The 19,961-nt window shown below is 71.4% G+C and carries 22 protein-coding genes; 13 read left to right on the top strand and 9 right to left on the bottom strand.

Annotated features, from left to right (window positions below):
- Nucleotides 1-32: 32 nt before the first annotated feature.
- Together FLX08_RS00095 and FLX08_RS00090 are read right to left on the bottom strand one after the other, a co-directional pair.
- Complete coding sequence (locus tag FLX08_RS00095; protein ID WP_142615860.1) at nt 33-611, bottom strand: hypothetical protein; 579 nt, start codon at nt 609-611, stop codon at nt 33-35.
- Between the two features lie 128 nt (nt 612-739).
- The gene (locus tag FLX08_RS00090) at nt 740-2,170 is read right to left on the bottom strand and encodes an aldehyde dehydrogenase family protein (protein WP_244312156.1); all 1,431 of its coding nucleotides are present in this window, start codon (nt 2,168-2,170) and stop codon (nt 740-742) included.
- 119 nt (nt 2,171-2,289) lie between these two features.
- Here FLX08_RS00090 and FLX08_RS00085 point away from each other — a divergent pair, with 119 nt between their 5' ends.
- A complete protein-coding gene (locus FLX08_RS00085; protein WP_142615858.1) occupies nt 2,290-2,832 on the top strand; it encodes a hypothetical protein in 543 nt (180 codons plus the stop codon).
- Nucleotides 2,833-2,940: 108 nt separating this feature from the next.
- Here the strand turns inward: FLX08_RS00085 and FLX08_RS00080 are convergent, their stop codons facing one another.
- Nucleotides 2,941-3,549, bottom strand: a complete 609-nt coding sequence (locus tag FLX08_RS00080) for a cupin domain-containing protein (RefSeq protein ID WP_142616302.1) — start codon at nt 3,547-3,549, stop codon at nt 2,941-2,943.
- Nucleotides 3,550-3,714: 165 nt separating this feature from the next.
- Here FLX08_RS00080 and FLX08_RS00075 point away from each other — a divergent pair, with 165 nt between their 5' ends.
- The gene (locus FLX08_RS00075) at nt 3,715-4,800 is read left to right on the top strand and encodes a L,D-transpeptidase (RefSeq protein ID WP_142615856.1); all 1,086 of its coding nucleotides are present in this window, start codon (nt 3,715-3,717) and stop codon (nt 4,798-4,800) included.
- 464 nt (nt 4,801-5,264) lie between these two features.
- On the opposite strand, the gene FLX08_RS42830 is transcribed toward FLX08_RS00075, so the two are convergent.
- From FLX08_RS42830 to FLX08_RS00065, 4 genes are all read right to left on the bottom strand, one after another.
- Nucleotides 5,265-7,832, bottom strand: a complete 2,568-nt coding sequence (locus FLX08_RS42830; protein WP_142615854.1) for an HNH endonuclease signature motif containing protein — start codon at nt 7,830-7,832, stop codon at nt 5,265-5,267.
- Nucleotides 7,833-8,309: 477 nt separating this feature from the next.
- The gene (locus FLX08_RS40305) at nt 8,310-8,489 is read right to left on the bottom strand and encodes a hypothetical protein (RefSeq protein WP_167530220.1); all 180 of its coding nucleotides are present in this window, start codon (nt 8,487-8,489) and stop codon (nt 8,310-8,312) included.
- Between the two features lie 113 nt (nt 8,490-8,602).
- Nucleotides 8,603-8,731, bottom strand: a complete 129-nt coding sequence (locus FLX08_RS42825; protein WP_280117080.1) for a hypothetical protein — start codon at nt 8,729-8,731, stop codon at nt 8,603-8,605.
- A gap of 39 nt (nt 8,732-8,770) precedes the next feature.
- Nucleotides 8,771-9,259: a DUF5946 family protein gene (locus tag FLX08_RS00065; RefSeq protein ID WP_142615852.1), complete on the bottom strand. Its 489-nt coding sequence runs from the start codon at nt 9,257-9,259 to the stop codon at nt 8,771-8,773.
- 135 nt (nt 9,260-9,394) lie between these two features.
- Here FLX08_RS00065 and FLX08_RS00060 point away from each other — a divergent pair, with 135 nt between their 5' ends.
- From FLX08_RS00060 to FLX08_RS00050, 4 genes are all read left to right on the top strand, one after another.
- On the top strand, nt 9,395-9,880 hold the full coding sequence (locus tag FLX08_RS00060; RefSeq protein WP_244312155.1) for an SRPBCC domain-containing protein: 486 nt from the start codon (nt 9,395-9,397) through the stop codon (nt 9,878-9,880).
- 198 nt (nt 9,881-10,078) lie between these two features.
- Nucleotides 10,079-10,201: a hypothetical protein gene (locus FLX08_RS42820; protein WP_261986053.1), complete on the top strand. Its 123-nt coding sequence runs from the start codon at nt 10,079-10,081 to the stop codon at nt 10,199-10,201.
- Between the two features lie 41 nt (nt 10,202-10,242).
- Nucleotides 10,243-11,154, top strand: coding sequence for a CDP-alcohol phosphatidyltransferase family protein (locus FLX08_RS00055; protein WP_142615848.1), 912 nt, complete (start codon nt 10,243-10,245; stop codon nt 11,152-11,154).
- Between the two features lie 57 nt (nt 11,155-11,211).
- The gene (locus FLX08_RS00050) at nt 11,212-11,661 is read left to right on the top strand and encodes a hypothetical protein (RefSeq protein WP_142615846.1); all 450 of its coding nucleotides are present in this window, start codon (nt 11,212-11,214) and stop codon (nt 11,659-11,661) included.
- Nucleotides 11,662-11,773: 112 nt separating this feature from the next.
- Here the strand turns inward: FLX08_RS00050 and FLX08_RS00045 are convergent, their stop codons facing one another.
- The gene (locus tag FLX08_RS00045; RefSeq protein WP_142615844.1) at nt 11,774-12,115 is read right to left on the bottom strand and encodes a winged helix-turn-helix transcriptional regulator; all 342 of its coding nucleotides are present in this window, start codon (nt 12,113-12,115) and stop codon (nt 11,774-11,776) included.
- A gap of 97 nt (nt 12,116-12,212) precedes the next feature.
- Here FLX08_RS00045 and FLX08_RS00040 point away from each other — a divergent pair, with 97 nt between their 5' ends.
- The 7 genes from FLX08_RS00040 (at nt 12,213) to FLX08_RS00010 (ending at nt 18,926) form a co-directional block, all read left to right on the top strand.
- Entirely contained in the window at nt 12,213-13,082 is an 870-nt protein-coding gene (locus tag FLX08_RS00040; RefSeq protein ID WP_142615842.1) for an NAD(P)-dependent oxidoreductase, read from the top strand.
- Nucleotides 13,083-13,159: 77 nt separating this feature from the next.
- Nucleotides 13,160-13,636 carry a DnaJ family domain-containing protein gene (locus tag FLX08_RS00035; protein ID WP_142615840.1) on the top strand — a complete coding sequence of 159 codons (477 nt, stop codon included), beginning with the start codon at nt 13,160-13,162 and terminating at the stop codon, nt 13,634-13,636.
- A gap of 141 nt (nt 13,637-13,777) precedes the next feature.
- Nucleotides 13,778-15,331 (top strand): serine hydrolase domain-containing protein, encoded by a 1,554-nt coding sequence (locus FLX08_RS00030; RefSeq protein ID WP_142615838.1) that lies wholly within the window; start codon nt 13,778-13,780, stop codon nt 15,329-15,331.
- Nucleotides 15,332-15,353: 22 nt separating this feature from the next.
- Nucleotides 15,354-16,028, top strand: a complete 675-nt coding sequence (locus tag FLX08_RS00025) for a response regulator (protein ID WP_142615836.1) — start codon at nt 15,354-15,356, stop codon at nt 16,026-16,028.
- Between the two features lies 1 nt (nt 16,029).
- The gene (locus FLX08_RS00020; protein ID WP_208761190.1) at nt 16,030-17,634 is read left to right on the top strand and encodes a sensor histidine kinase; all 1,605 of its coding nucleotides are present in this window, start codon (nt 16,030-16,032) and stop codon (nt 17,632-17,634) included.
- A gap of 167 nt (nt 17,635-17,801) precedes the next feature.
- Nucleotides 17,802-18,455, top strand: a complete 654-nt coding sequence (locus FLX08_RS00015; protein ID WP_142615834.1) for a DUF6461 domain-containing protein — start codon at nt 17,802-17,804, stop codon at nt 18,453-18,455.
- 75 nt (nt 18,456-18,530) lie between these two features.
- Entirely contained in the window at nt 18,531-18,926 is a 396-nt protein-coding gene (locus FLX08_RS00010; RefSeq protein ID WP_142615832.1) for an ACT domain-containing protein, read from the top strand.
- A 54-nt stretch (nt 18,927-18,980) separates the two neighbouring features.
- Here FLX08_RS00010 and FLX08_RS00005 read toward each other — a convergent pair whose 3' ends face one another.
- The gene (locus tag FLX08_RS00005; protein WP_280117079.1) at nt 18,981-19,859 is read right to left on the bottom strand and encodes a pectinesterase family protein; all 879 of its coding nucleotides are present in this window, start codon (nt 19,857-19,859) and stop codon (nt 18,981-18,983) included.
- Between the last annotated feature and the right edge of the window lie 102 nt (nt 19,860-19,961).

The raw sequence follows: 19,961 nt of genomic DNA, 5'->3' as shown, positions 1-19,961 counted from the left end.
GGTCAGCGCCTGATCGGTCAGTGCCTGATCGGTCAGCGGCCGCGGTGTATGCCCTTGCCGCCGTGGCGGTGCTTCTTTCCCGCGCCGCGGACGGCGTGGTGCTTGACCTTCTTCGACTTGTGCGCACGCTGCTTGGTGTGGGCGCGCGGCTTGTTCGTCACATGGAACGTCTTGAAACCGAAGTCGGGCAGCGTGATCGGCTTGGAGGGGTCGTCCGAGATCGGGACGACGTACACGTCGTGCCGCACGCCGTCCTTGCCCTTCGTGTGATAAACGGCCTGCTTCGGCTCCATGGCCTGGCCCATCAGCGGAGCGGGACCGGCCGCGACGGGCCTGGTGACGGGTGCGGCGACGGCCGACCCCAGGCCGTCGGGTCCGGAGGGGCCGTATTCGCCGTCGTAGCCGGTGTTGTTGCGGGGGTTGTTTCGGGGGTTGTTGCGAGGGTTGCTGCGGGGGTTGTAGACCGCCGTGTCGAGCGGCGCCGAGATCGTGGTCGCGACCGGGATCGCGTCGTCCCCGGAAGCTCCCCCGGGCGGCGCGGGGTCCGCGAACGCGACCGGTCCGGCGATCAGGGTTGCGGCGAGGGCGGCGGCGGCCGAGCTGATGATCATGAGTCTCCCCCGAGGTGACGGATCGTACGAGGAAGACCGTAGGCAGCACGTCACCGCCGATCGCGCGCCCCGCGCTCAGTGTCGGGTCAAAGCTCAGAATCTCTTGACAGCCGGCCCCGGCGATCGACTCAGGGAAGCGGGCTCAGATGGACGACCTTGGTGTGGGTCATCTCATCGAGCAGCTCGGGACCATACCCGAAGCCGTGCCCGCTGGCGCGCAGCGGCTGGGCCGCGCCCCCGGGCGCCCCGCCGAAGACGGCGTTGATCTTCACCGTGCCCACCGGCAGCTCGCGCCAAGCCCGCTGGGCGTTGTCCATTGACGGGGTGAGGACGGTGGCCGCCAGGCCATACCGCGACTCGCGGGCCAGCTCGAGCGCCTCGTCGAACGACTCCACCACCCGCACCGCCGCGACCGGTCCGAACGTCTCCTCGCGCATGACGTCCATGTTCTCCGTGCAGTCGGCGAGGACGGTCGGCGGATAGAACGCCCCCGGCCCCTCGGGCACGTATCCGCCGGTCAGCAGCAGCGCCCCCGCCTCGATCGCGCCGCGTACGTGCCGGTCCACGACGTCGCGCTGCGCCCGGTCGACGAGCGGGCCCAGCGTCGTCTCCTCGTTCATCCCGGGGCCCATGCGCAGTTCCTCGGCCCGTTGCACGAGCGCGGCGAGGAACTCCTCGGCGGCGTCGCGGTGGACGTAGACCCGCTCGACGGAGGTGCAGATCTGCCCGGCGTTGGCGAAGCAGCCGGTCGCCGCCTGTCCCGCGGCCCACTTCACGTCCACGCCCGCGTCCACGATCAGCGGGTCCTTGCCGCCGTTCTCCAGCAGGGTCCTGGCGCCGGTGCGCGCGGCGACGGCGGCGATGGCCCGGCCCGCGGCGGTCGAGCCGACGTGCGCGACGAGGTCGATCCCCGGGTGCGCGGCCAGGGCCTCGCCCGGATGCCGGTCGCCCGGCACCATCGTCAGCACGCCCGGCGGCAGCTCCGCCGCCATCAGCTCGGCGAGCAGCGCCCCCGTGTGCGGTGTGCGCTCCGACGGCTTGTGCACGACCGCGTTGCCGGTCACCACGGCCGCTCCGACGAGCCCGCAGGCGATGGCCACCGGGTCGTTCCACGGCGTGATCACCGCGACCACGCCGAGCGGCTCGTGGACCATGAGGTCGGTGGCGTCCCAGCCGCCCTGCAGGCTGCGTCCCCGGTGCAGCGGCCCCAGCTCGGCATACTGCCTGAGCGTGCCGACCCCCGCCGCCACGCCGCCGCGGCTGTCGCCGATCGGCTTGCCCATCTCCCTGGTCACCAGCTCGGCCAGCTCGTCCGCGCGGGCCTCGATCCGGCCTGCCATCCGGTGCAGGCACGCCGCCCTGTCGGCGGGAGCCGTACGGGCCCATGCGGGCTGGGCGCGGCGGGCCGAGTGGACCGCCCGCTCCACGTCCTCGGCGCACCCGGCGGGGAAGTCGCCCACCGGCTCTCCCGTCGCCGGGTCGGCGACCGTACGGTCACGTTCGCTCGCGCTCGCCGTCCACGCGCCGTCGGTCAGCACCCAGCGGTCCCTGTCCCGCACCCCGGTTCTCCCCCCGCTGCTCGTATCGCTGCTCGTATCGCCTATCCGTGCTCGCTCTACCCGTGCTCGCCTACCCCCGGGGCCGTACGGTTATCACCAGGCTTCCTAGACTTCCCCGTATGCGACGGCTGAGCAGCACGGTGGTCGTGGTGGTGGGTCACCGGGCGGCCGAGGTGATCGCGGGGCTCGACGGCCTCCACAACGTGCGGGCGATCCTGCGCGGGGAGCGGACGCCCACCGAGATGACCGAGGTGGTGACGCGCGCGAGCGCGACGTACGTGCTGCACGACGCCGATCCACTGGCCGAGGTCGGCGAGGCCTGGACCGGCTTCTTCGACGGTACGACGCCGGTGGGCGGCCTGGAGGTCGCCATCGAGGCGGCGGCCGGGGCGCTGCGCGCCGACCGGCTGGTGCTCCCCGACTACTACATCGTCCTCGACCCCGACAGCCTCACGCCCACCCGGCGGCACTGGTGGCTCGGCGTGCTCGCCGGGGCCGCGCCGACCAGGGTGATGCCGAGCCCCGCCTCGGCCGGCGCCGTCAAGGAGACGCTGCGCGGCCTGTCCGCGGGCCGCTGGTGGCCCGCCGATGTCGAGGGATGGCTGCGCGGCCTGCCCCGCCAGGTGCCCGACCGCGTCGGCCTCCCCGGCACCACCACCTGAGCGCAGGGCGATCCCGGGGCGTTGAGCGGACCCGGCGTCGTCGTGCTCTCCCGGCGTCGCGCGGCCGGCTCAGAGCACGGTGATATCGGGAGCGCGGTGCAGTCGGCCTCAGAGCGCGGTGAAGTCGGCGAAATCGAAGCCGGGTGATACGACGCAGCTCACCAGCACGCCCTCATCTCGCGCCGGGCGAGCCGCCTGCCAGGTGCCCGCCGGCACCACCGCCTGCGGGACCTGCCCGTTCTCCACATCCGGCCCCAGGACGATCACGTCCTCCCGGCCGGGCCGCTCGCCCGTGCCGCCAAGCACGAGCGTCAACGGCCCGCCCCGGTGCCATAACCACACCTCGTCGGACCGCACCGCGTGCCAGACCGACTCCTCGCCCGGCTCCAGCAGGAAGTAGATGCCGGTCGCCGTCGCCCGCGTGCCGCCGTACCCGGGAAGCTCGACGGAGGCGGCCGTCCGCCACGTCTCGCGATACCACCCGCCCTCGGGGTGCGGCAGCAGGCCGAGAGCCTCGGCGATCGGGGGACGCGTCTGGATCGCCACGAACGCCCCCGTGACGTCCCGGCGCAGGAAGCGGAGGGGCGCGTCCCGGTCGTCCTCGTCCACCGCCACGACGGGATCCGTGCCGGGGAAGGCCTCGGCGGCGATCCGCAGCGCCTCCTCGTCGTCGCGGGCGGAAAGTCCAGGCCCGCCGGGACAGGCGTCCAGCGTCATCAGCAGCACGCGGCCGATCGTACGGCAGGGCAACCCGATATATCCGACCAGGACCGCCTATATCAGCGTTACTTGATCGTTACGGAATCGGCCGCACAAAACCGCCGTTTCACACGTTCCAAGTCAGTGCAATTCGCTGTGAAAACCCCCTATGAGGAGTAGACCGTGAATACCCTCCGGCGGGCGGCCCACGTCACACTCACCGTTGCCGCCATCGCCGTCGCTACGGCCTGCTCGGCGGGAGGCACAACCGCTCCCGCCGCATCAGTCACTGGTGCGGCCGGTACGACCACTCAGGCTCCGGCCACTCAGGCCCAGGACGTCAAGGCGACGGCACTCGCCCCGCGCGCGGCGTCCAAGACGGCACGCAAGACAGGAAAGCCGAAGCTCGGCATCGCCGACATCACGCCCATGGGCGAGAAGGTCGAGCGGGTCGGCGTCGGTTTCCCGATCATCGTCACCTTCGACCGCGCCGTACGCAACAAGGCGGCCGCGGAAGCGGTACTGCAGGTCCAGGCGGAAAAGCCCGTCGAGGGCGCCTGGCGCTGGGTCTCCGACCGCAAGGTCATCTATCGCACCAAGACCTACTGGAAGCCGCATCAGAAGGTCCTGTTCACCGCCAGGCTGAGCCAGATCCCCGGTAACGAGGCCGCCAAGGACGTCTCGCGCCGCTTCGCCGTCGGCACCGCCAACATTTCGGTGGTCGACACCAAGAGGCACGTGATGAAGGTGCGCCGCGACGGGAAGCTCGCCAAGACCATCCCCATCAGCGCGGGCCGCGGCGGCCTGCGGCGCAACGGCGTCGACGTCTACCTCACGACCACCGGCGTACACCTCGCGATGGGCAAGAAGCGGGTCGAGACGATGACCTCGTCCTGGCTCGGCGTCACCGACCCCAAGGACCCGCTCTACTACAAGCTGGAGATCCCCTGGGCGGTCCGGATCTCCGACAGCGGCGAGTACGTCCACCAGAGCGCGGGCGACTACCAGTTCCTGGGCAAGTCGAACCAGAGCCACGGCTGCGTACGCGCCACCCCCGCGGGAGCCAAGTGGTTCTACGGCATCAGCCAGCGCGGTGACGTCATCACGGTCACCGGCACCAAGCGCAAGCTCGACTGGCGCAACGGCTGGAGCTACTGGCAGCTGAGCTGGAACCAGTGGAAGCGCGGCAGCGCGCTGCCCGCCGGCTCGTCGGCGTCAGCATCGCCCTCCGCGTCCCCGTCCGCCGGCCAGGACGCCCTCCAGGGATAGGCCCACTGCTCCGCGCGGCGCTCTCCCGTGCTCCGCGCGGTGCTACTTCCGTGCTCCGCGCGGTGCTACTTCCGTGCTCCGCACGGTGCCCCCTCTTGCTCCGCGCGGTGCCCCCTCTTGCTCCGCACGGTGCCCCCTCTTGCTCCGCACGGCGCTCCCGCCCCCGGTCCGTACGACCCGGGTGGGGCGCCGCCTGCTTTCCGGTGCCCGGCGGGGCTCGCCTTCGCCGTCCGCTCCACGGCGCTTCACAGTGCCGCCCGACGGCTGAGATCTGAGGTCAGGGCGAAGCTGTTTGCCCTCTGAAGCCCTGCGGCGCAGGGTGAAGGACTGTGCGCCCAGCGGACAGCGCACCGGCGACCCTCGCGTCGGTCCTCGCGTCGGTCCTCGCGTCGGCCCTCGGCCCTGGTGGTCATTCCCGCAGCCGCCCGGGCCTGCCTGCGCATCGCCACTCCTCACTCCCCGCCTCATTCCCGTAGTCGCCGGGCTCTCCCGAGACGGTGGTAGGTGAAGGCCCAGCGGTCGGTGCCTTCTTTGCGGCGGGTGTAGCGCTCGGGGTGCTGGTAGCGGTCGCGGTTGTGGAACTGGCACGCCGGACCCAGCAGCTTCAGGTCCGTCAGGCCGCCGCTGCTCCAGTTGTCGGCGTGGTCGATCTGGCACATGGTCGCCGGAAGCGGGCAGCCGTCGATCCAGCAGGTGGCATACCGGGCGAACACCGCCCTGCGCTGGGCGGGGGTGGCCAGGCGGACCTTGCGGCCCATGTCCAGGACCTGCCCGTCGGCGTTCATGACGATCCGCACCAACGTGCTGGTGCGGGCGAGGCGGTGCACGCTGGAGACGGGCAGCACCTGCCCGGTCGCCAGCAACAACCCCGGCACCATCCCCAACGACGCCCCCAACGCTGGTCCCAGTGACGCCCCCAGCGCCGCCCCCGGGAACGCCCCGGGCGGCGTGCCTGCCGACGCTCCCGGAGTTGCTCCCGGAGTTGCTCCCGGTGACGCACCCTGCGCCGCTCCCGGTGACGCACCCTGCGCCGCTCCGCGCGTCCCTCGCCCGGCTCTCGGTGCTGTTCTCGATGCCCTCCCGGGTGGTGTCTCCGGCTCCGGTCCCGGCCCGCCGGGCGCCGTTGCCGAGGCCCCCTGTGCTGTTCCCGGTGCCTGCGTCGCACGCGAGCAGCGCGCCTCGCCGCCGCACCGGCACGCGCCCTGGCCATGCCGGCACTCCCCCGCAGGCCGAGGCCCGGCGTGGGTGTGACGTGGGGAGGCGTCCTCGGGAGGAGGATCCGGCCGCCCCGCCTTCGAAAGCGCCGCCTCCGAAGGGACTGCGTGCGATGGCGGTGCAGCCGAAGGGGCCGTGTGCGAAGAGGTCGCGCCCGAAGACGCCGTGTGCGAAGAGGTCGCGCCCGAAGACGCCGTGTGCGAAGAGGTCGCGCCCGAAGACGCTGTGTCCGAAAGGGCCGTGTCCGAAGGAGCCGTGTCCGAAGGGGCTGTGTGCGAATGCCCGCCACCGTCGGCTGGCCATGCCGACGCGCGCCGCGTGGCGTGGGGTGCTCCAGACGGGGCCGCAGCACGGTCGCCGTCTCCGTCCTTGGCGGGGGCGCTCTCGTTGCACTCGGCAGAGCTCGTGCTCGCGGTGTGGTCGCCCTCGGCAGAGCTGGTGTTCATGGTCTCGTCGCCCCCGGCGTCGTCGACCTGGGCAGAGGCGGTGCTTGCGGTGTCGCGCGGCTCGCACTCGCCGGGCCGCTGCTCGCCGGGCCGCCGCTCACCGACCCCGCGCTCACCGACCCCGCAGCCGCGAGACTCCTCGTCGGGAAGTCCGGGCGTGGCGTCGCCGGAGCCGGTGGCAGGGGCGGTGGCGGCGTCGGTGCTGCCCAGGTCGCTGAGGTCGCCCAGGTGGCCCATCTCGGCCCGATCACCAGCGCTGTCGGCGGCGGGGTCGGCGGCGGGGTCGGCGGCGGGGTCGGCGGCGGCCGTGCCGACGCCGCTGACGTCGTCCTCTGCGATATCGCAGACGCCCTCGGCGCTCCCACCACCGACGTCTACAGCTCCGTCGGCATCGGCATCGCTGCCCGCACCGGCATCTGCCTCGGCAGTGTCGAGGTGGTCAGCCTCGCCGGGAGCAGCGTCGCTGGTGTCATTGGCCTCGCCCGGAGCAGAGTCGCGCGTGTGGTCCTGGCCTTCCTCGAAGCCCCCGGCATCCCGTGTGTCTTCGGAGTAGTCGGTGGGGTCGGTGTCTTCGGGGTCGGTGGGGAGGGATTCGGCGCTGACCACGACGAGGAGTTCGGTGACGATCTGCTGCTCCAGCGCGGCGATGAGCGCGTCCGCCTGGCGCTCCGTCAGCGTGCGGTCATCACCCTCGGCCTTCTTCTTGGCGTACTCCTGCAACAAGGTCATCAGGCGGGCGCCGGGCTCACGGGGAATGTAGAACTCCCCCTCCACGCCGCCGCCCTTACCGGGCCGGACCCGCAGGAAGCGCCGCCCGTAATCGGCCTGCTCATCGCGTTCTTCGCCGTCGGGGTCGAGCACCGCCCGCAAATGGCGGCCGGCCTTGGCCACCTCCGCCGCCCCGGCCTTGCCCGCCAGCTCCACCAGGATCGGCTCCGCCAACCCGGCCTGCTCATCGGTCAGCCCGGCGACAGCGGCGCAGATGGCCTCCACCACCCCCGCCGCCAACTCACCCACGGCGAACTTCTCCCGCACCACCGGTAGGCGCGGCAGCTCCGCGCCCAGCATCAGCAGGCGGCCCGCACCACCCACCGTCATCCCGGCGGCGGTACGCAGCCAGGACCGGGTGGAGGCATGCCCATGCTGCTTGGCCTGCCCTGCACGATGCACCCGCCCCACCCGGTCGGCCAGCGCACACGTGATCCGATCCCGCGCGAACAGCAACTCCTCCGCCTCAGCCAGACAGACGTCCACGTCGTCGGGAAGCGGCGCCAGCGCCAGCTCCTGCGCCACCTCACGAACACACCCCACCAGCACCCACGACGACCGCGCACGGCCGCGACCACAGCCACCCGCATCGGAGGCACCCACGCCAGAGCCATCCGCGCCAGCGGCGTCCGCACCATCAGCATTCCCACGGGCGGCATCCGCGCCAGCGCCGTCCACGCCTGCGGCATCTCCAAGCGCGGCATCCGCACTGTCGGCCTCTGCGCCGTCGGCGAGCCTGCCAGCGGTATCCGCGCCTGGGCCGGCCGTGCTCCCGCTATCGGGCACACCATCGCCGAGGGATGTGCCGGCGGAGGTGCTCCCACTCTGGCTCGCATGCTGCGGCGGCTCGGAGCCGATGATCGGGAAGGGCTGGCGGGCGGATGAGCCGTCGGACGACCACAGCGGGGAATTGGCGATCAGACGGTCCCACCACTCACCGTCGCCATCGTTCGAATGACGAAGGCGCTCAGGATCAATGTCGAACAGATCCATCACACCTCCATCAAGAGATTCGAAAACTTGTATCAATTCTTTCGTCTCTCCGGAGCTAGTGCAAGATCAAATAGGAATCTCTTGGGATCACAGATTGGGGGGACCGCCCTGCTCACGGGGGTAGTTCCCGCGTGCGGGGAGGCCCCGCCAGGAACTGTGGCGGACGACCACGAAGGCGACCACGAAGGCGAACGCGAGGGCGAACGCGAGGGCGAACGCGAGGGCGAACGCGAAGGCGACCACGGAGGCGAACGCGAAGGCGGCCACCGAGATGCCCCGCTTGAGGCGGTCCGCCGGGTGCAGGGCGTCCAGGATCGCGCTGAGATAGCCCGCGACGAACGCGCCGCCGACCTCGGAGGGGTCGACGGAGGGGGGGCGGCCTACGTGTGGTAGCGCAGGCCCTCGACGGTGGCGCCGCCTCCCTTGGCGCCCCGGGTCACGACCAGTTGGGGCCTGCACGCGAGCGCGGGCTCCACGAGCATGAGCTCGTCCTGGGTCGCGAAGAGCACGTCGGCCGAGACGGCGAGCTCGGCGAGCCCCTGCCCGCATCAGATCGTGAGGACGCTCCAGGACTCCACGGTCGCTGCGGCGATGCCCACGATGCGGCTGCCGTACGCCGGATATCCGTCGAAAACGAGGCTGCCGTCCCTGAACGGCAACCTGCAGAAGCTCGCACGGAAGGGCCCGGGGGACACACCCCGCGGCAGCGGCGCGTACGCCTCCAGCGGGGCCATGTCGTAGCCCGACCGCGATCCGCGCCTGTTGCGCGCCACCTGATTCGCCGCGACGCGGAGCAACGCCTCGAGGCCCTTGTCCAAACAGAGCTGCAGCAGGCGGAACTGACCGTCGAGGTGCTTCTCGTGGCCCCTGGCCGGGTGTTGCAGGAGATAGGCGCAGACCACGACGGTGTGCCACCTGAACATCTCGGGATCGGCCTGTTCCTCGGCCAGGATCGCGTGGTAGTAGTCCGCGCACTCGCCCAGCGGACCGGGGGTCGCGCCGCAGTCGCACCGGCCCATACCGGAGCTGTCCGTCATGGCCCGCACCCTAGGCAGCCGGAGACGGCCGCGTCCACGGCATTTCACGACTCCGAGAGCACTGCTCTTGACATGTCTCTTGCACATGAGAGAGCATCGCTCTTGTTAATGAGCACTAGTCTCAAGGAGTCGTCCATGTCGCTGCTCTATTCGGGTCCGTCCCTGGCCGTGCTGCACGAGGAGTACGCCGCGCGGGGGCGCGTCGATCCCGACGCCCAGCTCACCTCCTCGTCCCGCCTTGTGATGGACGCACCCGTGGACCGGGTCTGGGCGGTCATGGCCGACCTGTGGACGTGGCCGTCGTGGGTCTCGGGCATCCGGATCGTCGAACTCGGCGACGTGCGTCCCGGCGCGTCCTTCCGGTGGCGCCTGAACGGCGTGCCGCTGCGGTCGCGGTTCGCCGTGGTCGAACCCCGGCGGGAGCTCACCTGGACGGGCACGTTCCTCGGCTGCTACCGGGCCGTCGACCGGCACGTCCTGGAACCCCTGGAGGGCGGGCGCACGAGGGTCACCATGGAAGAGTCGCTCGCCGGCCCACTGCTGCCGCTCTTCTACCGGGAGCCCATGCTCCGGGCCAACCACGAGCGGTGGCTCTCCGATCTCGCCCGCGCCGTCGCCTGAGCCGCCCCGCCTCGGCCCCGCGCCATCCCGTCGTCGCGCGGGGAAGAAACACGGGGATACCAAAAAGGGAAATTCGGCTTTTCGGGTAATTCGCGCCACCCGGAGGGCCTGTGGAAAACGTCAGCGAGTGATGTCGGGTGATGCTTTGATGAGCGGTAGCGAAACAAACGCCGGTCAAAGGGCAAAATCATGTTTAAGATGCTTCTCCAGCAAATGGTGGCACTGCTCGACGAGGACGACCTGCACCTGGGCGACGACGCGCACGCGCTCGACCCGGACGACTATGCGGACGAAATGGACGATTTGGACGACGACTTCTGACGTTCTCCCCGAAATCCCCCCATAATCTAGAAAGCCCCCAAATGACGTTCACGCTTCACGACGTACGCTCTCGGACATATAAGGCGCGCGACGCCTGGTGGACCGTTTTCCTGGTGGATCCCCTGGCGGGCCGGCTGGTGGTGACGACGGCCAACCGCACGTCCATCACCCCCAACCAGATCACCTGGGGCGCCTTCGTGCTCGGCCTGGGCTCGGCCTGGTGCTTCCTGCAGGCCGAGTGGCGGTGGCTGGTGGCCGGGGCCGCCATCTATCACGTGAGCTTCGTCCTCGACTGCATGGACGGGAAGATCGCGCGGCTCAAGGGGACGGGGACCGTCCTGGGCGGCTGGCTCGACTACGTCTTCGACCGGATCCGGGTGCTGGCCTGCACCGCCGCGCTCATGTGGGGGCAATACCGCGCGACCGGTCAGGACGTCTACCTGCTCCTCGGCATCGCCGTGGTGTTCCTCGACATGCTGCGCTACGTCGACGCCCTGCAGATCGCGAAGGTCCGGCGCCAGATGCGGCGCACGCTACGGCTCGCCTACGAGGAGTCGGCGTCCGAAGGTGGGGCCGCGCTGCCGGCGTCCCTGCTGAACGACGACCTCGACGGCGACCCCGACGAGATCAGGGTCCGCCTGACGCAGGCCGTGGACCTGCAGCAGGAGTTCCGCAGCCGCTTCTCCTGGTATCCCGGCATGCGCGAGTGGCTGCGCGAGCACCGGATCCGCACCCACCTGGTCAGCGGCATCGAGTTCCAGATGGCGGTGTTCATCGTCGGCCCGCTGCTCGGCGCGGTCGTCCCGGTCACGATCGGCGCGGCCGCCCTGCTGCTGCTCTTCGAGGCCCTCATCATGTACAAGCTCGTGCTGTCGTCACGGGACCTGAACCGCGCGCTGGCCTCGATCCGCTCGTCCGCCGAGCCGTCCGCCTCGGGGACGCCCGCCGGTTGAGCGTCTCACGGCTGCTCAGACGGATAGAGGCGTCGTCGCGAGGGGTAGCGGTGGGACATGATGACCGAACCTGAGGAACCCGCCGGCCTGCCCGATCCCTGCCACCGCCGCCCCGAAGGGCTGGACGACGTCACGGTCGACGCGCTGGGCAGGCTCAGCAAGGCCCTGGAGACGATCCACCGGGTCAGGGGCCACCTCTACTCCTTCCACCAGCTCACCGGCACGGCGGACTTCGAGCTGGACAACGCCGTACGGCTGCTGCGGCAGGCCGGGCACGACAAGTGGGCCGACCGGATCGAACGCGAGCTGATCGGCCGCAACGTCATCCAGGGCCGCTGGACCTTCCAGATCGTGGAGGAGTACGACGACGGCTACTACGCGACCTTCCAGGAGCTGGAACGCCAGGCCCGCAACGAACTTGCCGGAGGCCGCCGTCACCTCTATGAGGCCGAGCTGAAGCAGCAGCGGCGCACACCCGGGCAGCCGGGCCACGAGGTCATCCCGTGAAACCCGGACCGCCGGCCGGCCGTCCACGATCGTCACCGGCTGCGAGGGAGCGGCGCACGTCCGGGGTGCCCGCCGAGTCGGACGTGCCCGCGCGCCGTCGCCGGAGCGGGGGTCAGTGACCGTCGCGGCCGCCGAGGAGGTGGTCCCGGCCCCACGCGCCGAGCGCCGCCAGCGCCTCGTTCAGCGCGACGCCGAGCGGGGTCAGCGAGTATTCGACGTGCGGCGGCACCTCGTCGAACACCTCGCGGCACACGATGCCGTCGGCCTCCATCTCGCGCAGGTGCGAGGCGAGCACCTTCTCGGTCACGCCCGGGAGCATCCTGCGCAGCTCACCGAAACGGCATCGGCGTTCGTTAAGGGCCCAGAGGATCGAGCTCTTCCACTTGCCGCCGATCACCTCCATCGCCGCGTCGAGCCCGCATTCGGACGCTATCGGACGCCGCGCGGCCCGCATTGCCCATCCCCTCCTGGCTGCTTGCTCACCCCGGGGTAAGCACCCACTTCAAAGTGCGTACTTGATCCTCCCGGGGCTCGTGACCAGCCTAATCGGCATGACTCACAACGCTGAAAAGCCTTCATTGTCCCTTCTCGGGCTGGGAGCGATGGGCGGAGCGCTCGCCCGTGCCTGGCTCGCCGCCGGGCACCCCGTGACCGTCTGGAACCGCACCCCGGGGAAGGCCGAGGCCATGGACTGCGCCCGCGTCGCCGCGACCGCCGCCGGGGCCGTGGCCGCGAGCGACCTGGTGGTCGTCTGCCTGCTCGACCACGCCTCGGTGGACGACGCCCTCGCCGACGCCGACCTGTCCGGCAAGGACCTCGTCGACCTCACCACCGGCACCCCGGAGGAGGCCCGCGCCCGAGCCCGTTGGGCGCAGGGGCGCGGCGCCCGGTTCCTGGACGGCGGCATCATGGCGGTCCCGCCCATGATCGGGGTGCCGGGCTCCGGGGCGTACGTCTTCTACAGCGGCTCCCGGGCGGTGTTCGAGGCCCACGCGGACACGCTGGCCGCACCCGCCGCCACCGTCTACACCGGTGAGGACCCCGGGCTCGCCGCTCTCCACGACGTGGCGCTGCTCAGCGCGATGACGGGCATGTTCGCGGGGGTGACGCACGCCTTCGCGCTCGTGCGGGACGAGATCCCCCCAAAGGCGTTCGCCGACCTCGTCGTGGGCTGGCTGCAGGCGATGGTCCCGTACGCGTACGGGGTGGCCGAGCACCTGGAGAGCGGCGACTACACGAGGGACGTCACGTCCAACCTCGCGATGATGGTCAGGGGCAACGCGACCCTGCTGCGTACGGCCGAGGAGCAGAAGGTCAGTCCCGAACTGCTCACGCCGTTCATGGCTCTCATGGCGCGGCGGCTCGCGGACGGCCACGGCGACGAGGGCACCACCGGGGTGATCGACCTGCTGCGGCGTTGATCCGGGGTGCCCTGACCCCTGCCCCCGGGCCGTCCACACCGGAAGTTATCCTCGCAAGAGGATTGCGAGGTGAGGCCGTGACCGAACGCAAGCCCCTCGGAGTGAGCTTCGAGTCGTGGATCGACCGGCAGATTCGCGAGGCCACCGAGCGTGGCGAGTTCGACGACCTGCCGGGCGCAGGCAAGCCCATCCCCGGTCAGGGCAAGCCCCACGACGACATGTGGTGGATCAAGCAGAAGATGCAGGCGGAGAACCTGTCGTTCCCGCTGCCGGGGACATTGGCGCTGCGCAAGGAGGCCGAGGAGGCGAGGGCGGAGGCGCTGGGCGCGCGCACCGAGGCCGAGGCGCGCAGGATCGTCGAGGAGATGAACGACAAGATCCGCGACAGCTACCGCAAGCCCCTGTCCGGTCCGCCCGTCGTGCAGCCGCTCATCGACGCGGACGAGGTCGCCGCCGAGTGGCGCGCCCTTCATCCGGTCGCCGAGAAGAAGCCCGCCCCCGCGCCCGAGAAGCGCCGGGGACGCTCCTTCCTCCGGTGGTTCGGACGCCGCTGACCCACCGAAGCCGGCGACCTGACGAAAGTCAGGTGAGGACCTCCCGATCGCCCGATGTGCCGCCCCTCCGGCCGCTCCTACCGTTCATGACCTGCGAACGGAAAGAGCCCGAAAAGAGCTCGGAGGGGAAACACGGTGCGCATGCGCGGGATCGCGGCGACCATCGGCCTGGCCGGTGTGCTGCTCACGACGGGACTGCTTATAACAGGTTCAGGGGCGGTGGCGGCTACGACGCAGGCGCCCTCCCCGGACGGGCGGCCCGGCCTGACCGCGGAGTCCGTCGACCGATACGTACGCGACTACATGCGGCGTACGGACCTGCCCGGCGCCGTGGTGACGGTCGTCAAGGACGACACGGTCGTGTACGCCGCCGGGCTCGGTCACACGGCCGGCGGCGAGGCGATCACCGCGGACACCCCCGTGCCGCTCGCCTCGCTGTCGAAGTCGTTCACCGCCCTGGCGGTGCTGCGCCTCGCCGGCCAGGGCAGGATCGACCTCGACGCGCCGGCGCGGCGTTATCTGCCCGAGTTCACCATGGCCGATCCCCGGGCCGAAAAGATCACCGTGCGGCAGCTTCTCCAGCAGACCTCGGGCATGAGCGACCGGACCTTCCCCGAGCTGACGCTCCCCGCACCGGACGACCTCAAGGACGCCGTCGCGATGCTCGGAACCGCGCCGCTCGCCGCCGCGCCGGGCACCCGGATGATCTATCACAACCCCAACTACGCGGTCGCGGCGCGGCTGGCCGAGGTGGTGTCGGGGAGGCCCTTCGCCGACTTCATGGCCGCCACGGTGTTCAGGCCGCTCGGCATGACGTCCACGCGGACGGTGGACACCACGGAGGAACTGCCCGGCGCGGGCGCCGGATACATCCGCGCGTACGGCCGGCTGATCGAGCGCGCGCATCCGAAGTGGTTCGTCAACGGCTCCTACGGGGTCGTCAGCACCGCCCACGACCTGGGCAGATGGCTGATCACACAGAACGGCCACGGTGACGCCCTTCCCCGGGACCTCGTCACAGCCACCCAGACCCCGTCCGGTGCGGGCGGCAGCGCGTACGGCATGGGGTGGTCGGCCGAGCGGACGGCCGGAGGGGCGCCGATGCTGCGGCACACCGGCTGGCTGCTCACGCACAACTCGGCGCAGACCCTCCTGCCCGCGAGCGGGTGGGGCATCGCGGTCGTCACCAATACCGGGATGATCTCCGGCGACGACGCGCTGATCATCAGCGACGGCCTGGTCGACATGATCGAGGGACGGCCCGACGCGCACGCCGTGCCGTTCACCACGCAGGCGGACCCCTGGCTGGGCGGTCTGTCGCTGCTCAACCTGGCCCTCGGCCTGACCGGGGTGCTGCGCTCCCGTCGCTGGGCCGCCCGTCGCGCGCGGCGGCGCGCCTGGCGGACGGTCGCGCGGCTGGTCCCCTACGCGCTGCCGGTCGCGTTCTTCCTCGGGCTGGCGGAGCTGGCCGGGCTGCTGCTCAACCGGGTGGGCACGCTGGACCAGCTCGCCTATGTCTGGCTCGCGCTGTACATCTGGGCCGCCACCGGGGGCCTGGCCGCCGTCGCCGTCGTGGCCGCCCGCCTCGTCCACACCGCCCGCCTCGTCCAGGCCGTACGGCTCGGGCGACGGACCGTTGGTAGCGTCCCCGCATGGGCGAGCGAAATACACCAATCAGTCCACACAGCGCGATAGGCCGGATTGCAGGGGAAAAGTGATGATCCGCGTCCTGCTGGCGGACGACGAGGCGATGATCCGCGCCGGCATCGCGAGCATCCTGGCCACGGCCGGGGACATCGAGGTCGTCGCCGAGGCGGCCGACGGGCACGAGGCCGTCGAGCTCGCCCTGCGGCACCGTCCCGCCATCTGCCTGCTCGACATCCGGATGCCGCGGCTCGACGGGCTCAGGGCCGCCGCGGAGCTGCGCCGGGTCCTCCCCGAGGTCGCCGTCGTGATGCTCACGACGTTCAACGAGGACGACTACGTGACGAGCGCGCTCGGCTCCGGCGCGTCCGGTTTCCTCCTCAAGTCGGGCGACCCACGCGAACTGATCGCGGGGGTCCGCGCCGTCGCCGCAGGTGGCGCCTACCTCTCCCCCGCCGTCACGCGGCGGGTCATCACCCGCCTCCGGGAACGCCCGCTCGGCACGGAGTCCGCCGCCCGCGCCCTCGTGGACGGGCTCGGCGACCGCGAGCGCGAGGTGCTCGCGCTGGTCGGGGCCGCCCTGTCCAACGCCGAGATCGCCCGGCGCCTTCATCTCGTCGAGGGCACGGTCAAGGGGTACGTCAGCCAGATCCTCACCCGTCTCGGCCTCCGCAACCGCGTCCAGGCCGCGATCCTGGCGTACGAGGCGGGTCTCGTGCCCGAGAGCCCGCTCGACCGGAGGGCGTGAGGTGGCGCGGCCGTCCCGTCTGCTCGACCTCGGGCCGCGACCGGCGCTGCGACCGGCGGTGTGGCTCGCAGTGTGGCTCGCGGTGTGGGTGGCAGTGTGCGCGCCGCCCGTCGCGCTGGCCCTCGACGACCGCGACGCCCGGGGGATGGCCGTGGCGGCCGTGGCCGTGCCCCTGTTCGGGGCCGCCACGGCGGTGAGCCGTCGGTGGCCGCTGGCGGCGCTCGCCATCCCGGTCGCGGTGAGCCTGGCCCTGGACGTGCAGATGTTCGGCCCCCTGTCCTGGACGTGGGCGGCGCTGGTGGTCTTCGGCTACCTGGCCGGGCACCGGATGGCGAGCGCCCGTCCGGCGCTGTGGTTCTTCTCGGCCGTCGCCCTCGCCGGACTGCCGTTGTCCGGGCTCATCCTGCGCGACCTGTGGGGGTGGCCGACGCAGCTCGTCACGCTGCTGCTCGCGGTCGTGGTGCCCTGGCTGCTGGGCCGCTGGCGACGCCAGCACGCCGAGCTGGTCCGTACGGGCTGGCTGCTCGCCGACCGGCTCGAACGCGAGCAGCGGGCCGTCGCCGACCGGGCCCGCCTGCGGGAAAGGGCGCGCATCGCGGGCGACATGCACGACTCGCTCGGTCACGACCTGACGCTCCTCGCGGTGCGCGCCGGCGCCCTGGAGCTCGACCCCGGTCTCGACCCGCGGCAGCAGGCGGCCGTACGCGAGCTGCGTGAGGCCGCCGCCGCCTCGACCGAGCGGCTCCGCGAGATCATCGGCGTGCTGCGCGCGGACGACGAAGACGGCGCACCCCCACGCGAGGAGAGCGTCGAAACGATCGTCGAGCGCGCCCGCGACTCCGGCGTGCCGATCGTCGTCGAGCATGCGGCACACGACGCCGGCGTCATCGACGGACTGCCCCCGATGACCGCGCTCGCCGTACGCCGCGTGCTCCAGGAGGCCCTGACGAACGCCGCCAAACACGCCCCCGGCGCGACCGTACGCGTCCGGGTCGGGTTCGATGACGGCGTCGTCACCCTCGAAGTGGTCAACGACCCCGCTCCGGCGGCGGCCCCGACGGGCGTGGCCTCGTGTGGTTCCGGGCTCGTCGGCCTGGCGGAACGGGTGCGGCTGGCGGGCGGCGTCCTGCGGGCCGGCCCGGCTCCCGGCGGGGGTTTCGAGGTCGCCGCCGAGCTGCCCGTCACCGGCAGCCGGGCGGCGCACGAGCAGGCGCCCACCGCGGCCGGCCTCGGCGTGCGCGAGACCACGGCGGCCCGGGAGCTGGACCTCGCGCGGCGGCGGGTGCGGCTGCGGCTGGCGCAGGCGGTCGGGATTCCCGTGGCCGTGCTGACCGGGATCTTCGCGCTCCTGATCCCCCTGAGCTTCGTCAGCTCGTCGTTCTCCGTCCTCGACCCGGCGGCGTACGAGGGGCTGAAGGCGGGTGAGCCGCGCGACGACCTGCGGTCGCGGCTTCCCGTGTTCACCAGGGACGGCGCGCCCGACGGCGCTCCCGCTCCGCCGGCGGGCCAGGACTGCGTCTACTACACGATGACGACCGATTCGGCCCGCGCCTACCGCCTGTGCTTCGCCCGCGACCGGCTCGTCTCCACGACCGTCGTGCCGTAAGAGCGCGGGTCAAGCAAGATCCAAGCCTCTTGCAGGAGCGCGTCGCGATCCTCCTGACGTCGGCGGCGTCCCGCTGCCGGATGACAGAAACGCGACGAATGGTCTCGGCCTCCGGTTTTTGTCGGCGGCGACTGCCACGATGTCGCGAAACGACCAAGGGAGCCCAGGTGCCCGATCGTCTCGCCCCCTTCCGGTGGCTGACGGCCCCCGCGACGGACAACGTGCACAACCCGCTGGGTGACGTCTTCAGCGTGTCGTTCTTCCATGGCGTGGAGCCCGCCGACGTCGCGGCCCGTTTCGAGCCCTCCGGGGCGGCGGTCCGCTCGATGACCCTCGATGAACTCCACGACGAGGTCGCGGAGTTCATCGAGGAGACCGACGGCGGCGACGGTGGCGGATATGTCGGCATCACCCACATCGCCGAATGGAGCGTTGCAATCGAGCCGTGTGGCTGGCACACCGCGCTGGGCGACAACCTGGCGCGCCTCGCCCAGGAGTGCGAGGCCGTGGCCGTCGGACGCCACGACTACGGCGAGCACGCCTTCCTCTACGCCGTAGACGGGGAGATCGTCACCGCCTTCACGCCGCACGCGTCGGTCAACCGCTGGGGCAGCGACCCCGATCGGCTGAAGGAGCCGATGCGCAGAGCCGGGCTGCCGCTGGCCGCCACGACGGGCAAGGCGGCCTGGGACACGCGCTGGGACGACGCGCTGCCGAAGGCGTTCGCGCTCGCCGCCACGATCACCGGGGTGACGCTCACCCCGCGCTCCTTCGACGGGCCGCTGCTGGTCGCCCCCATCACCGAGTGGGCCCAGGTCTAGGCGCCGGTGTCACGGGCTTCTTGTCGGGTTGTCTTGTCGGGGTGTCTTGTCGGGGGGCTCTGCTACACACGTGTCATGACCTCACCCGCCGCCCAGAAGCTCGGCATCGTGCCGTCCGCGTTCGCCGTCCAGCACCTTCCGCAGGCGACGTTCCCCGAAGACGACGACTGGATCGCGCTCGTGCGCGCCCCGGAGGGCCTCACCGTGGTCCGCGAGGCCTGGCCGACGGGGTCCGGTGAGCGGTGGATCGGCCTGTACGGCGGGGGCACCGGACACGCGCTCGACGTCCCGGGCATGCTGGCGGCGGTCGTGGGCCCGCTGGCCGAGGCGGCCATCCCGGTGTTCGTCGCCTCGACGTTCCACGCCGACCTGGTCCTCGTGCCCGAGCCGAGGGTCAAGGAAGCCGTCACCGTTTTGGAGGAGGCGGGACACCGGGTGGACACCCGTCACCTGCGCACACCCGACTCGTAGCGCTCGACGTCGTCGTCATCCGGCGGTCCCGGACGGCGGGCGAAGCGAATGCGCTCAGCCGATCGGGTTCCAGCCGTCTGATCCGGCCAGGTACTTCTGCGGGGTGTAGCCGGCCGCCTGGGAGTCGCTCATCTGCGGTCGGTTGGAGTTCACCGTGGCGCCGGCGCCGGTGTTCCGGTATTCGAAGAAGCGGGCGTTCTTCCACGAGTTGCCGGACATGTCGGTCCAGGGCTGCGAGGTCTTGATGGTCGAGCTGAGCGTCGACTCCCGGTAGAGGACCTGGGCGTCGGGCCCCCACGGGCGGCCGAGCTGGGTGGTGTTTCCGGTCGCGCCGGTGATGTGGGACTTGTAGATGAGGAAGCCGTAGGTCTTGCCGGCGGCGGTCCTGGCGGCGGTGACGGGGGCGCCGGTGCTGCGCTTCTCGTAGATGTCACAGTCGTCGAGAACCGCGGTGCCGCCGCCGAAGATGAAGTCGACGGTGCCCTCGATGTAGGAGCTCTTGACGTAGGTGCGGGCGGAGTCGTTGATCAGGAAGGTGTCCTGGTCGCCCAGCAGGCGGACGTTCGACAGGACCGCCCGGTCGGCGTTGAGGTTCAGCGCGACGGCCTGCTGGTCGACGGTGGTGCCGTTCTCGGCGTAGTCGTTGGAGATCGTCAGGTTGGTGAGGGCGGAGTCGTGGCCGTTCACGAACGCGGTGGCGCTGTTGAAGGTGCCGCCGTTCCCTCCGGCGTAGTGATTGTTGACGATCACGACGTCCCCGGGCGACGAGCCGAGGCCCTCCAGCGTGATGTACGGCTTGTTGGCCGGGATCGTGACGATCTCCCGGTAGGTGCCCGGCTTGATCGTGATCACTTTCCGGCTGTAGTTGCCCGAGGCCACGGCGTCGATCGCCGCCTGCACGGTCCGGTATATGCCGGTTCCGTCGGCGGCCACTGTGGGCTTCCCGCCGGTGGGCGACGGCGTGGGCGACGGCGAGGGTGAGCGCGTGGGGGTGGGAGTGGGCGAGGGGGTGGGCGTGGGTGAGCGCGTGGGTGG

Source organism: Microbispora hainanensis (genome assembly GCF_006874475.1).
Taxonomy (GTDB): Bacteria; Actinomycetota; Actinomycetes; order Streptosporangiales; family Streptosporangiaceae; genus Microbispora; species Microbispora hainanensis.
This window is presented reverse-complemented; position numbering and strand designations above follow the sequence as displayed.